At 54.5% G+C, this 13317-nt stretch carries 11 protein-coding genes; 5 read left to right on the forward strand and 6 right to left on the reverse strand.

Annotation, left to right across the window (positions count from 1 at the left end; translation table 11 throughout):
* Positions 1 to 97: 97 nt before the first annotated feature.
* Positions 98 to 889, reverse strand: coding sequence for a PaaX family transcriptional regulator C-terminal domain-containing protein (locus tag HKT17_RS01340; protein ID WP_171097289.1), 792 nt, complete (start codon positions 887 to 889; stop codon positions 98 to 100).
* A gap of 111 nt (positions 890 to 1000) precedes the next feature.
* Here HKT17_RS01340 and HKT17_RS01345 point away from each other — a divergent pair, with 111 nt between their 5' ends.
* The 3 genes from HKT17_RS01345 to HKT17_RS01355 are packed head-to-tail and all read left to right on the forward strand — an operon-like array spanning position 1001 to position 3679.
* Positions 1001 to 2011 (forward strand): MDR family oxidoreductase, encoded by a 1011-nt coding sequence (locus HKT17_RS01345; RefSeq protein WP_171097291.1) that lies wholly within the window; start codon positions 1001 to 1003, stop codon positions 2009 to 2011.
* Positions 2004 to 2903, forward strand: a complete 900-nt coding sequence (locus tag HKT17_RS01350; RefSeq protein WP_105027999.1) for a DMT family transporter — start codon at positions 2004 to 2006, stop codon at positions 2901 to 2903. Before HKT17_RS01345 ends, HKT17_RS01350 begins: the two co-directional genes overlap by 8 nt.
* Before the next feature lie 14 nt (positions 2904 to 2917).
* The gene (locus tag HKT17_RS01355; protein WP_171097293.1) at positions 2918 to 3679 is read left to right on the forward strand and encodes a glutathione S-transferase N-terminal domain-containing protein; all 762 of its coding nucleotides are present in this window, start codon (positions 2918 to 2920) and stop codon (positions 3677 to 3679) included.
* Between the two features lie 3 nt (positions 3680 to 3682).
* On the opposite strand, the gene HKT17_RS01360 is transcribed toward HKT17_RS01355, so the two are convergent.
* From HKT17_RS01360 to HKT17_RS01370, 3 genes are all read right to left on the reverse strand, one after another.
* A complete protein-coding gene (locus HKT17_RS01360; RefSeq protein WP_171097295.1) occupies positions 3683 to 4750 on the reverse strand; it encodes an FkbM family methyltransferase in 1068 nt (355 codons plus the stop codon).
* Positions 4751 to 4896: 146 nt separating this feature from the next.
* Positions 4897 to 7002, reverse strand: coding sequence for a bifunctional metallophosphatase/5'-nucleotidase (locus HKT17_RS01365; RefSeq protein WP_171097297.1), 2106 nt, complete (start codon positions 7000 to 7002; stop codon positions 4897 to 4899).
* A gap of 107 nt (positions 7003 to 7109) precedes the next feature.
* Positions 7110 to 8723, reverse strand: coding sequence for a purple acid phosphatase family protein (locus tag HKT17_RS01370; RefSeq protein ID WP_171097299.1), 1614 nt, complete (start codon positions 8721 to 8723; stop codon positions 7110 to 7112).
* Positions 8724 to 8892: 169 nt separating this feature from the next.
* Between HKT17_RS01370 and ppk2 the strand changes: the two genes are divergently transcribed.
* The gene (gene ppk2 / locus HKT17_RS01375; RefSeq protein ID WP_171097302.1) at positions 8893 to 9780 is read left to right on the forward strand and encodes a polyphosphate kinase 2; all 888 of its coding nucleotides are present in this window, start codon (positions 8893 to 8895) and stop codon (positions 9778 to 9780) included.
* 10 nt (positions 9781 to 9790) lie between these two features.
* On the opposite strand, the gene HKT17_RS01380 is transcribed toward ppk2, so the two are convergent.
* Both HKT17_RS01380 and HKT17_RS01385 read right to left on the reverse strand, forming a co-directional pair.
* Positions 9791 to 11602, reverse strand: a complete 1812-nt coding sequence (locus tag HKT17_RS01380) for an alkaline phosphatase D family protein (RefSeq protein WP_171097303.1) — start codon at positions 11600 to 11602, stop codon at positions 9791 to 9793.
* A 102-nt stretch (positions 11603 to 11704) separates the two neighbouring features.
* Positions 11705 to 12397 carry a sterol desaturase family protein gene (locus HKT17_RS01385; protein ID WP_171097306.1) on the reverse strand — a complete coding sequence of 231 codons (693 nt, stop codon included), beginning with the start codon at positions 12395 to 12397 and terminating at the stop codon, positions 11705 to 11707.
* 151 nt (positions 12398 to 12548) lie between these two features.
* On the opposite strand from HKT17_RS01385, the gene HKT17_RS01390 reads away from it, so the two are divergent.
* Positions 12549 to 13316 (forward strand): class II aldolase/adducin family protein, encoded by a 768-nt coding sequence (locus tag HKT17_RS01390; protein ID WP_171097308.1) that lies wholly within the window; start codon positions 12549 to 12551, stop codon positions 13314 to 13316.
* The last annotated feature ends 1 nt before the right edge of the window (position 13317 follow it).

The following is a 13317-nucleotide window of genomic DNA, read 5'->3' on the forward strand; positions in this document are numbered from 1 at the left end:
TCAGCTCCCAGCACTCCCGTGCAGCGCTTCGCCATCACCACGCAACGAGAGATCGGAACCCAAGCCGATTGGGCCAAGCAAACCAGCAAGAGAGCAATCAGCCTTCCATGCTCGCCCAAAGCCCGCTCCAGATCCGCATGCCAGCCTGGTCCACTTCATCCACTGCACTTAAAAAACGCTCACGGGCCTGAACATTGACCCATTCTGCGGGTAAAAACGGGTCGTACACCACGTGCTTGATTGCGGTGCCGCCCAGCAAAAATGATTCACGGGCGGCCACTTCTGGCTCAAGGCTACCCGAGCGTTCGAGCCAGGTCCGCATTTTCTTTTCCAGCTGCGCGTAGTTGCCCTCCAGTTCGCGTGGGTTCCACAGGGTGGTAATTCGACGCTGAAGGTCGGTGTCGAAATCACGGGCTTCAAACACCGGCGCGTCTTTCTCCAGGCCCAGTTTGTACAGGCGATAGCGCACGCTTTGCAATGTGTCTTCAATGTTGTTGGGGCGTATGAACAGGTGTTCGTTCAACGGTTGAAAACCCAGCATCAGCAAGGCACGTGCACGCGCGCGTTGTTGTTTGGCCTCGCTGCGCGACAGTTTTTCGGCTTGCACCACAATGTAGCTGCCATCCCAGGGGCGAACCCGGGTACTGCGGGTGCGCCAGGCAGCCACATCGTCGGCCAGGGTGTGCGCATCGTCTGTGAGCTGGTAAAGGGCGCGGCCCGCCGATTCAATCAGGCCTTCGGCAGAAAGCCGCACCAGGGCTACGCGGGTGTTGTTCACACTGATGTCGAAAATACCGCAGGCGGCAATGGCCTGTTTGGCTGAAAGGGGGCGACCTTTGGATGCAAGCAACAGGTCGAGAATGAGGCTTTTGGCGGTGGGTTTGCGCACGGCGTGGTTGTTCTTTTAAGGCAAACCTGAAGTGTATGCAAGGCAGGCCCGACACGCAAATTTGGTGGCCTGTTTGTGCGATCATTGCCTCACCCAGAATAAGGAGACGAAATGATCAGGGCATGGATTTCCCGGACGGCCGAGCAAGCGCAGGCCGAGCTGGAAACTCTCGATGAGTCTGAGTTTGCCGGGCAGGATGTGGTGCTGAAGCTGCATTACAGTTGCCTGAACTACAAAGATGCGTTGGCGCTTACCCACACCGCGCCGATTGCGCGCAAGTACCCCATGGTGCATGGCATTGATGCGGTGGGCGAGGTGATCGAATCGAATTCAGACCAATGGCCGGTGGGCGCAGTGTGCCAGGTGAACGATTGGGGCTTGGGAGAAACGCATTGGGGCGGGCTGGCCGAGCGTGCCAGTGTGCCGGCACAGTGGATCTCACCGATTCCGGAAGGCCGAAGCGCCAGGTGGGCGGCTGCATTGGGTACAGCAGGCTACACTGCCGCACTTTGTGTGATGGCCTTGCAAGACCACCCTGTGAAACCGGAAGACGGCCCCGTGCTGGTGACCGGGGTAAGCGGCGGCGTGGGTACTGTGGCGTGTTTGCTGTTGCAGCATTTGGGCTATGAGGTGGTGGGTTTGACAGGTTCAATCGATGCCATGGGTGAGCCTGTGTCTGAATCTGCAGCCAAACACTTTGAGCGATTGCAGTTGGGGTCCACCCACCTGATTCACCGTGAGTCGATGTCGCGCCCGGGCAAACCTTTGCAAAAAGAACAATTCGCGGCGGTCGTAGACAGTGTGGGCAGCCACACCTTGGTGAATGCGTGCGCTCAAACAAAGTACGGTGGTGTGGTTGCAGCGTGTGGCCTGGCGCAGGGCATGGATTTTCAGGGCAGCGTGGCACCTTTCATTTTGAGGGGTATTACCTTGCGCGGCATTAACTGTGTGTACCGTACGCATGCTGAGCGGGACCGCGCCTGGGGCATGTTGGCCCAAGCCTTGAATGAATATGATCTGGATTTCATGATCAAGGAAGTACGCCTTGCACAGGCTTTGGAAAGTGCGCGCCTGGTGTTGGCCAATCAATTGCAGGGGCGTGTGGTGGTGAACTGTGCCTGAAAACCGGGCTTTGCCTTACCTGGCCCTGGTGTTGAATGCATTGGTGTGGGGTGTGTCGTGGTGGCCGCTGCGCGAACTGCAGGGTGAGGGTTTGCACCCGCTGTGGTCCTCTGCATTCACTTACTTGCTGGGTGCATTGGCCATGTTGTGCTTCATGCCCAAGGTGTGGGGCGAGTTTGTTCGTCACAAAGCGTTGTGGCTGCTGGCATTGGCGGCTGGAACCACCATGGTGGGCTTTAATTGGGGTGTGTCCATTGGCGAAGTGATTCGCGTGGTGCTGTTGTTCTACCTGATGCCAATTTGGGCAGTATTGATTGCACGTGTTGCCCTGAATGAACGAATTACCTTGAAGGCCTTGCTGCGTGTGGGTTTGGCATTCGCCGGTGCGGTGCTGGTGTTAAGTCCCAATGGTAGCCTGGGTTTTCCGCTGCCTTCAAACTTGGCGGAATGGCTGGGCTTGATGGGCGGCGCGGCGTTTGCGCTGAACAACATCATGTTGCGGCATCAAGCCGAACGCACCGCGCAGGCGCGTTTGTTCGCCATGTTCGTGGGCGGTATTGTTGCGCCAAGCGCGGTGGCTGCTTTATTGGCCCTGTTGTTGGGCGAGGGCAATGCCTTTGTGCAGTGGCCCGTGTTGCCCGGGTTTTACGGTGGTTTGGTGCTGTTGGCTTTTGCGGTTACCTTGCTGGTGGCCAACTACGGATTGCAGTACGGGGCATCGCGTTTGCCGGCCAATGTAACCTCGGTGGTGATGTTGTCAGAAGTGGTGTTTGCAACTTTGTCAGCCATTGTGCTGACCCAAGAAGTATTGACACTGCAAGTGGGAATTGGTGGTGCCATGATTGTGCTGGCGGCTGCTTTAAGCGCGCTTGAAAACAAGGACGCGCATTGATCGGGAGGAAAAACATGAATCATTTTTTCAAGGTGGCCATGGCCACGGCGGCGTCTACATTGCGTGGCTGGCAAGGCATGGTAGTGACAGAACCTGCAGCCCTTCAGCCTGAAAAACCTTTGAAACTGTACGAGTTCGAAAGCTGCCCCTATTGCCGCCTGGTGCGCGAAACCCTGACCGAGTTGGCTTTGGATGCGGACATCTACCCTTGCCCCAAGGGCGGGGAGCGTTTTCGGCCCGAGGTGCTTGAATTGGGTGGCAAAGCCCAGTTTCCCTTTTTGGTGGATGAAAACACGGGCGTGAAGTTGTACGAGTCCGCCGACATCATCGAGTACCTGTATGCCACCTACGCCAAGCGAGCTGTGCCCTTGCGCGTGAAGGCTGCCTTGCCGCAGGCTGTATCGAGCCTGGTCAATTCCGCTTTGGGCTTGGGGGCGGGTACCAAGGTTCGAGCATCGACAAAGCCTGAGCAAATGTTGACGCTGTACAGTTTTGAAGCATCGCCGTTTTGCAGGCCTGTGCGTGAGGTGTTGTGTGAGCTTGAAATTCCCTATCACTTGGTGAATTTGGGCAAAGAGCAATTTGCAGACATGGGCGTGAATGGTGTGCATGCCGCAGTCGGTGAATACAACCCGGTGAAAGGCGGCAAACGTGAGCAGTTCATGGCCAAGACCAACAAAATGATGGTGCCCTATCTGGAAGACCCGAACACAGGCAAAGCCATGTTCGAATCCAAAGCGATTGTCGAGTACCTGCTGGAAACCTATGGCGGATGAGGTTTATTCCGGGATGAAGAACATCACTGTTTCTGTCCAGCCTTCGGTGTAGTGGCGCAGATACACCTTGTAGTCGTTGCGCACGCCGAGAATGATCTCAGGCACCTGCCAAAAATGGGCGGGGTCGTGGTACACCGCCACGGCCAGCTTGGGGTGGTCTTCCTGAATGTGCCATTTCATGCCGTCTAGCGCTTTGGGTTCTGCGCCTTCCAGGTCAAGTTTGATGAAGCTCACAGATTCTGTGACCCGATTGTCCAGTGCGTCCACCTCAATTTTTACACTGCCTGTTTCCGAAATTTTGCAGGCCGAACCGGCACCTGCGTCAAATGACAAGGTTTGCTTTGAATCAAACAAACCCACGGGGTGGAGGTGTATGTCCCTGTGTTCAGACAGCTTGGCCTTGGCATTGTCTAGTGTCGTTTCGGTGGGTTCAAAAAAGTGCACACCACCATACTGCGGGCATCGCTTGATGAATTCTTCGGTGGTATAGCCGTCAAAGCCGCCACCATCCACAAAAACCTCGCCGGGTGAAAATTTTACAAAGGGCTCGAAATATTGCTGGTCGGCTGTGTAGTCGAAAAACCGCATGGCGCGCAGGTTGGCGTTCAAGCGAAATTCCATGATGCGGTTAAAGACTTCCCGCGATTCCTGATCAGCGAACAAGTCGCGCACCCATTCAAATTTCTCGGGGTGGGCTGCATATTCTTTTTGGGTGTCTGCCAAGGCTTGTACTTGCGGCAGTTGAAAATGACTGGCGTCGGCCACTGCGAAGTAATCCATCGACACCACACCATTGAGGCGCAGCAGTTTGTTCATGGCTGTTTTGGGGCGCGCCTGCGTCACGGTTGAAATCACCATGCTGCCAGCAGGCACCTGGCTCAACTTCAAGACAGGTTTGCCGAGGTATTCGGTGGCGGTGGTGTATTCGTCGATAAAGCCATCGAGGTTTGCACGGCTGGCCACTGAATCAGCAAACTCGTTAATGCCCAGTACATAACGTTTCTGGGTGGTGTTGCCAAAAAATTCCGCATGAAAGGCGGCGGCGTGGGCTTTTTGACTGAGTTGTTTCATGGCGAGGCACGTAAAAGGTGGCGATGAAACCAGTCTAAAGACAACGTTGACAGCAGTAGCTTCGGAAAAGCGAGGGAAAACAGGTGCTTATACCCTGTTTTGAAAGAATGTCCCGTTCGCACCGCTTGGTGCGAACGGGCTGGGGCTTACTGCGCAGAAACGGTGTCTGTGCGAACGGCCAGGTTCTGAATTCTCAAGTCATTGGCCGCAGGTGTTTCCGCAGTGTTGAAAGGACTGGCATTGGTGAACTGGCGCAGGAAACGTGCAAATGCATCTTGCTCTGAGCCCTTCGCTGCAAAGGTATTGCCCGCCGTGAATGTTGTGGGGTCGATTGGGTTGGCGGTGTCCAGGCTGAGCCGGTTCTGGTTGACCAACAGCGGGAACGGGTAGCTGTCGCCGCCCAGATTGGTGGTGCCGCTGATGTTGGCCAGGAAATTCAAGGTCACCAGCCTGAAAATGCGATTGGGGTCACCTTGAATTGCGCCATTTTGGACCACGATGTCATTGCCGACTTTCACTGTGCGAATCCGGCTGCCCGTTCCATCTGCGGCTGTGCCCGCTGCACCGACTGTGCGTGCGGTTCGGGTCGCATCAAAACTGAATGAGACACCTCCAACTTGTGGGAATGCCCCTGGCGTGGCGCCCGGAGCAACGCCGGAAACACCATGCTCCAGCAGTTCTTTCAAACGTGTCGCTGAAACGTCGATAACCACCAGCCCATTGTTAAAGCGCAAAGAGTTCTCAATGGCCAGTTGGGAAACTTCGCCTTCTTCCCGAATGCCGGGGTTGGCTGCAATCGGCTTGAATGTTGTTGTGGTGGAACCAGGCAGGGTTTCAATAAAACCGATGTCGGAGCGAATACCGCCACCGTTTTTCAGGGAAATGGCGGTGGTGGTATCAAACAGTCTTGCGTAGGTCAGATTGGCGTCCGAGGACAAATTACCCAGATTGGTCTCTTCTGAGCGCACTGCTGTGCGGCGTCCTTCGAGGTAAACAGCGGACTCGCCGAATACATTGCCGTCTTTGGCAACGATCACGGACTGGAGTGCATCACGAATGGCCACAACCGCCGGGATTGGTGTTACCCCACCTGCGTTGTCATCGGTTTCGCTGGTGGCGTAAGCATCAGACACTGTCCGGTCGATGCGTTGCGGAATGATGCGGCCTTGCGCGTCAAAAGGTGCCACCAAACGACCCAAATACTTGTAGTCGCCATCCACGTTCACCAGTGCCACCGGGTTGGTTGGGGATTGAATGATGCGTGGGTATTCGCCTTGCGAGGCCTCTCCAGGGCGAAGACGGCTGTTGCCAAGGCGAGTGTTGGAGCCACCTGCCACAATGATGTCTACATCACGCAGACCCGCGGCCAGTTGCTCTTCCACGCTGATTTGTTGCATGTGGGCCAGCAGGATGATTTTGTTGATCCCGGCGGCGGTCATTTCATCCACACCGGTTTGAATCGAGGAGATCAGGTTGTTGATCACCACGTTGTTGCTGCTGTCGCCGCCGGCAAATGTGATGCCGCCAGTTGACGTAATTTGCGGAAAGGTGGGTGAACTGGCACCAATCAATCCAATGGTTTCTCCATTTACCGTGGTGCTAACCCACCCAGTGACACGCCCGGCCGCGGCAGTGGCTGTTTGGCCATTTGGAACGATGAATGTGGGTGATGCATTCAGTGTGGCGGTGAAGTTGGGGTCGTTTGCAAAGTTGGCATTGAAGGACAGGTAAGGGAATCGGCCACCGTCCCAGCGAGTTTCAGTGCCGCCCGTGACGTTGCGGATGTCTGCACCAAAAATGGTCCGGAACTCGGAGGTGCCCAGGTCCAAATCATGGTTGCCCAGCGCAGAGGCCTGAACACCCATGGCGTCGAGAAAGGCAATGTCAGCCCGGCCAATCGAGGCACGCAGCGTACTGATGCCACGCTGTGTACGAAACACGTTTTGCAGTGATGAGTCCTCGGAAGCAGAAAGGCGAGGACCAGGAATCAAATTGTCGCCCGAGCTGAGCACCAAGGTGTTGTTGGGCATTGCCGAGCGGAAGCTGTCAAGCAAACCAGACAGGTTGGCGATGCTGTTCAAGGCCACATTGTCATCTCCGTCCGCATCAGCGAAATGCAGCATCTGAAGGGTGAACGCGGCTTCAGGTGCGGGTGCGGGAGGAGGGGTGTCGTTGTCTGACGAACATGCTGTCATCAAGGCCAGCAGAGATAGAACCCCGCCCGCCAATATTTTTTTGTGTGATTCGTACATGATTTGCTTCCTGGATGCTGCTGAAAAGACGGGCTTGGTGAGTTAACCCAACTGGGAGAAAGTCAGTAGCCTTAGTTTAGGCAGTCCAGGTTGCAGTTCGATGAATATTAGCCTAGCAAGTTTGGATAGATCCTTTGGTATTCATGAAGGGTCGACTTGGGCATGGTTTGTTCGTGTGCGCAGTTACGCGCCAGCGTGTGGGCATATATTCGCTGCCAGTCGTGGGCTTTCGCCAGTTCTTGTTCAGTACGTGGAGGTTTCACGAACGACTTGGCAATTTGGAGCGGCCTGGGGCGAATCTCGAACTCATCGACCAATTCAAAGTCCGATTCGATATTTTCATGTTGAACACGCGAGCGATCATCGCTGCTGATTGGTGGCGTACCAAAGTACTGGCTGACAATTTTCCCTGGACTGATGGTGTATTTGCTGAAACCCAAACCCACGAAATGTTTTTCCGACCAGGCGGATATCTCGGGTTCAAATTCGCGAATGGACTGGCCGCCAGTACCTGTCATGACCTGCACGTAGCCCAATGGATTGGCCAATCCTAGCATCATGGGTTTGGAGCGCTGGTAGACATGGTCGTGGCCGCACAGCACCATGTCCACACCATAGCGCAGCAGGATTTGATCCTCCACTGCGATCAGCGTTGGGTTGCCCGGGGCGCGGCCCTCTTGGTCGGTCCAAATGGTGTAGTGCTGGAAGATGACAATAAAATCAATTTGACCTAGCGCACGTCTCAGTGCTGCCATGGCCAGGTCTGCCTCGAGTGCGGCCATTTCTTTCAGAATTTTTCCGTCTTCCAGAAAAGCGCCTGCGGTAAATCCAAAAAAATGAACGCGGTTGTAATCGAAGGAGAAAAACGAAACATCGCCTGGCTGGTTGAATCGGTTGTTGAACGCGTAGTCTTTGAAAGGAAGCAGGGGGACGTTGGCTGCTACACTGTCTTTGTTCTCATGGTTTCCAGGTACGGCCATGGTGGTTGTAGTGGCAAGCAAGGCCTGATTTTGATCAAACCACACATCCCAAATCGGCTGTTCGCCATTGGCATAGCTCAAATCGCCGGCCAACAGCAACAGATCGTGTTTGTGTCGAGGTTTCATTAATTCCGCCGTCAGGCGCTGCGGCAGTTCACCAATGCCATGGTCGCCAAAGTGAACCATGGTCCAGGCTTCGTTGGCTTTCGGGGTTGGTGCAATGATGAATACATCGGACCAGCCGCCCATTTCAGAGCCGACCCTGTACCGAAAGGGCTGATCGGGGTCTATGCCGTTCACCACCACTTTGTGAGTTTGATTGTCCAACCCGGTCGTTTGGCTTGTGGAGGCAGTGGTCATATTGGGCAGAGGATTCTGCACGGCATTCCTCGCGGCCTCCATAGACATTCCTACGGGCACCGGTCCCCATTGAATCTCAGCGGCCGGACTGTCAAGCCCGTCTGTGAACCAGCATAAACCGCGCGAGGTGGAGGCGTCGCTGAACAATGAGGCATGAACACCGCGCGGTGGGTGACTGGCCGGGATCACAACTGGTGGTTCGACCGGATTTGGGGCAACAGGGTTGCCGGGTGATTCCGTCGGGTTCGTGGGGCTGGGTATACCAGCGATCGCCGGTGGCGTGGTGTTGTCTGAACCACAGGCACCCATCAAGCCCAATACCGGAACGCTGGCACCCAGCTTGAGAAAGTGTCGTCGTTTTGTTGATGTCTTCGAATTCATGTGCGCTCCCCTGTTGCACTGTTACTCGTGAGTGGGCGTCACAGGTTCGAGGGATGATTCAGCAATACTAGTCAGAAAAATGTCATGAATACGAATTGCTTTTTTGGTTTGGAGAGGTGCTAACATCCGGCCTTGATATGCCAACTTCAACTACTTGCCGGGTCCAAAAATGAATGAATCTTCGAAGCTGGCTGAAGAATTTCTAGATAGTCTTGATGAAGAGTTGGAGCTGTCGCTTGAAGATTTGTCGTTCGACTTGGCAATCGATTTGTCGCCAGAGCAACATCAAGCGAGAAGAAATTATTTCACTCACTTGTTTGCCCTGCAGCGCGAGTTGGTCAAGCTGCAAGAATGGGTTGTGGCGACCGGTCACAAACTTGTAGTGATTTTTGAAGGGCGCGATGCAGCTGGAAAGGGCGGCGCGATCAAACGGATTACCCAACGCCTGAATCCGCGGGTTTGCCGCGTCGCTGCGCTTCCCGCACCCAACAGCCGTGAAAAAACACAATGGTACTTTCAACGGTACGTGCAACATTTGCCAGCCGCCGGAGAAATTGTGCTGTTCGATCGCAGTTGGTACAACCGGGGTGGTGTTGAGAAGGTAATGGGTTTTTGCTCCGAGGCCGAAGTTCAGGAATTTTTCAAGACGGTGCCCGAGTTTGAAAAAATGTTGGTGGGTTCGGGGATTCAAATTATCAAATACTGGTTTTCGATTACCGATGAGGAGCAGCATTTGCGCTTTCAGGCTCGCATCCAGGATCCGATGAAACAATGGAAACTGAGTCCAATGGACCTGGAAAGCCGGAAACGTTGGGAAGCCTATACAAAGGCCAAAGAGGAGGTGTTGGAGCGTACACACACCGACTATGCGCCCTGGTGGGTGATACGGGCCAATGACAAAAAACGGGCCAGACTAAACTGTATTTCCCATTTGCTTGGCGCAGTGCCTTTTGAGGAAGTAGCCCAAGCTGGCGTGGAGTTGCCAGCCCGGGTTAGAAACCCGGACTATTACAGGCAACCCGTGCCTGAGTGGATGTACGTGCCCGAGGTCTATTGATTCATCGAGCCTAGAATGGGGACGAGGGAATAGGTATATTGATCGGCAATGCGCCGTCAAAACGGTTGCTGCCACGCTGCACGGTGAACGACTTGCGCATGGCCTCGTTTTCCACGCCAATCAGTGACTCGTCGGTGATGCTTTGCGCGTATTTCCAGGTCACATTCATTTGTTCGCGTTGCATCTCGATGAGTGCGAAACCTTTGGTTTTCAGTTCGCTGTATTTGATGTGCGGGTTGAGCAAAGGCAACAGAGTGGACACCAGATCAGCTACTTCATCTGGAAAGCCAGAGGAAGTGACGGATGGGGTTACAATTTCCACGCCCAAGCTTCGCTGCAATTGATTGCCGCCAATCAGGGCAATCGGGTTTTCGTAAAGCTCAATGGCCCAACTGGTGTGAATGTCGCCAGTCAGCACCACCAGGTTTTCAATGCCGATGTCTTTGATCAGGTTGAATACGCGATTGCGTTCGGCCACGTAGCCGTCCCACTGGTCCATGTTGATGCTGACCAGGTTGCCCAGCAGTTTTTGATCCAGCAATTCCACTTGTGGCGCTTCCAGAATGTTCAGTTGACCAAACATCACTTGCTGTCCCAGCACAGTCCAAATGCTGTTTCTCTGCTTGGCTTCAAACATGCGGTCGCTAAGCCAGCGGCGTTGTTCGAACCCAAGCAGTTGTCGATCCGGATTGAATCGGTCAGGGTCTACCGCCATGATTTCAGCCTGTTTGTCGCGACCCACAATGCGGGTGTCCAGCATAATCAGGCTGCACAAATCGCCCACTTGAAAGTCGCGGTAAATCACTTCACGCGGATCAGGTGCCAATGTGTTTTCATCGCGCGGGAAGCGCTCGCGCAGCGGCATCCAGTTGTAATAGGTGCGAATGGCTGTGGCTTTGCGCTCCTGGTAATCGCCCTCTTCAGGCTGGTGATTTTCGGCCCCGTCCTTGTAAGCATCATTGGTAATTTCATGGTCGTCCCACACCGCGATCATGGGGTGTGTGGCATGCAAGGCCTGTAGTTCGGGGTCGGCTTTGTATTGTTGGTGGCGCAGCACGTAGTCTTCGCGGGTGACCATTTCCTTTTGTGGGTTCGGCGTTCGGGCAACGCCGTTGCGGCTGAGCTCGGTACCACCGCCGCCGCCTTCGTAAAGGTAGTCGCCCAAATGCACCACGAAATCCAGAGGCTCTCGGCGCACCATCTCGTACACAGAAAACAAACCTGCCGGGTAGTTGGAGCAGCTCAGTGTTGCAAACTTCACAGATTCCACTTCCCCACTGGGCAGTGTTTTGGCATGCCCAATGCGGGATTTTTGACTGCCCGCCACAAAACGGTACAGCAAGGCCTGATTGCCGGTAAGCTCGGGTATCTGACCCTGCATGAAACGCGAGTTGCTGTACAGGGCTTGGTTACCCAAGTCCACTTTCACCGTGTAGTCGCGGTCGCGAAATGCGGTGAATTCACCCAGGCGATTGATTGGACCTTCTTGGAATTTTGAATTCCATTCGGTCATATCGGCCAGGGGTTCCTCCAACAGCACGTATTCCAGCATCACCGGGATTTGATCGATGTTGGTGTTGCGCGGGGAGAGGGCAGTCCACAAAATAACAGCTTCGGCGGTGGGGTCACCGCTGCTGACACCCCAGGGAAAAGCGCCAGCCGGGTTCAGCATTTGATCGACTGTTTCGCTGGGTGTAACCGGGTTACCAGGGTTACCGGGATTCGCCGTGTTGCCGGTGTTTGACCCGTCAGAGCCGCAGGCTACCAAAGCGGGCAGGGACAAGCCGGCCAGGCCGGTGCGAAGAAAATGGCGACGATCCATGCTGCATCCAGAAAAAGCGTTGGTTCTTCTTGATACTGCTGGTGTGGTCGGTTTGGTTTTGGAAGAACATGTCAGCGTGACTGGTCATGCAAGCGTCACAAATTATCGTCTGTCCCAAGTCCCCATCAACCAATCCATGATGGGGTAGGTGATGTTGAAATTCTTGTGCGCCATGATCCGCTGGTCGTGGTGCGTGGTGTGCAGGCGCGCAAAGCGTGTGAATCCGGGAATGCGATGCACCCAATGGTCTTCTTTCAGGTGGTACGACAGGTGCAGCAATTCATAGTTCAGGTAATAGGCCATGCCGGTGGCTACCAGCAACAGGGCCACATTGGGGCTGAACAGCCAGGCCAGCAAAAAGCCCATGGGCACGAAAAACGCCACCACGAAAAAGCCCACAATGGCGATTGGAAACAGCACGGCTTTGAAGTCCTGGTGGCTGTCAATTTCCATGTGGGTGTCGGTGAAAAACTTGTGGTGTTGCAGTGAGTGCCTTTTGTACACAAAGCCCAAACCCTTTACTGGGCGGTGCATGGCGTATTTGTGGCCTGCCCATTCCGCAAAATTGGCATACAAAAAGGTGGCGGGTATGGTTAACCATTCCAGTGCGCTGGGGGAATCAAGCCAGTAAATACATAGCGCGATCACGCCCAATCCCAAGGTCATTGTCATGGCCAAATGCAGGTAGCCTTGGTAACCCGCTGAAATGAATTCAGCCCGGTAGTTGGCCCGAACCGAGCGGACTGCTTCGTCTTGAGATTCTTTGGGCACAAGCTGTTTGACTTTGGCATGCATGGTATTACTGTCTCCCACATTATGAATTTTATTTTGTAATGTTAGATTGCCCCCGATTGCCTTCAATTTCAAGTGCTTTTGCAAGCACTTGGCTGCGCGCTGGTACACTTTATAAAAAACACTATTCCAAAAGCAGCCAAGGAGACCCACCATGAACGCACCGCTTTCAAGTACCCCACCCGCCCACATTGGCCAGCAGGAATGGCAAGCCCGCGTTGATTTGGCCGCAGCTTACCGTTTGGTGGCCATGCACAAATGGGACGATTTGGTGTTCACGCATATTTCGGCGCGGGTGCCCGGTGAAGAAGGGCATTTCTTGATCAACCCCTATGGTTTCATGTTCGAAGAAATCACCGCCAGCAGCCTGGTGAAGGTGAACATGAATTGCGAGAAAGTGGACAACAGCCCTTACGATGTAAACCCGGCTGGTTTCACCATTCACAGTGCAGTGCATGCCATTCGGCATGATGCCCATTGCGTGATGCACACCCACACTGTGGCCGGCGTTGCGGTGTCTATTCAGGAACAGGGTTTGTTGCCAATTTCACAGCAGTCCCTGTTTCCGTTGGCGGGTTTGGCGTATCACGACTACGAAGGTTTGGCCTTGCGCGAAGATGAGAAGGCCCGCTTGCAGGCCGACCTGGGCGAAGCCAACAACCTGATTTTGCGCAACCATGGTTTGTTGACCTGTGGTGCCACGGTGGCAGATGCGTTTTTGAACATGTTCATTTTGCAGCGCGCCTGTGAGGTTCAAATTGCGGCGCAATCGGGTGGCGCGCAATTGATTCCGATTGCCCAGCCGATTGTGGACGGCATCAAGGCAGCGGCTGCACAGGTAACCCGCGGTTTGGGTGGCAATATTGCTTGGCCTGCGCTATTGCGCAAACTGGATCGCGAGCAGCCGGATTACAAAAACTGAT

This window comes from Limnobacter sp. SAORIC-580 (assembly GCF_013004065.1).
Lineage (GTDB): Bacteria > Pseudomonadota > Gammaproteobacteria > Burkholderiales > Burkholderiaceae_B > Limnobacter > Limnobacter profundi.

Bases quoted from the DNA above. Each gene is read 5' to 3' on its own strand.
- HKT17_RS01345 (WP_171097291.1), top strand. From the start codon at position 1,001: ATGATCAGGGCATGGATTTCCCGGACGGCCGAGCAAGCGCAGGCCGAG.
- HKT17_RS01380 (WP_171097303.1), bottom strand. From the start codon at position 11,602: ATGGATCGTCGCCATTTTCTTCGCACCGGCCTGGCCGGCTTGTCCCTG.
- HKT17_RS01355 (WP_171097293.1), top strand. From the start codon at position 2,918: ATGAATCATTTTTTCAAGGTGGCCATGGCCACGGCGGCGTCTACATTG.
- ppk2 (WP_171097302.1), top strand. From the start codon at position 8,893: ATGAATGAATCTTCGAAGCTGGCTGAAGAATTTCTAGATAGTCTTGAT.
- HKT17_RS01385 (WP_171097306.1), bottom strand. From the start codon at position 12,397: ATGCATGCCAAAGTCAAACAGCTTGTGCCCAAAGAATCTCAAGACGAA.
- HKT17_RS01365 (WP_171097297.1), bottom strand. From the start codon at position 7,002: ATGTACGAATCACACAAAAAAATATTGGCGGGCGGGGTTCTATCTCTG.
- HKT17_RS01370 (WP_171097299.1), bottom strand. From the start codon at position 8,723: ATGAATTCGAAGACATCAACAAAACGACGACACTTTCTCAAGCTGGGT.
- HKT17_RS01390 (WP_171097308.1), top strand. From the start codon at position 12,549: ATGAACGCACCGCTTTCAAGTACCCCACCCGCCCACATTGGCCAGCAG.
- HKT17_RS01360 (WP_171097295.1), bottom strand. From the start codon at position 4,750: ATGAAACAACTCAGTCAAAAAGCCCACGCCGCCGCCTTTCATGCGGAA.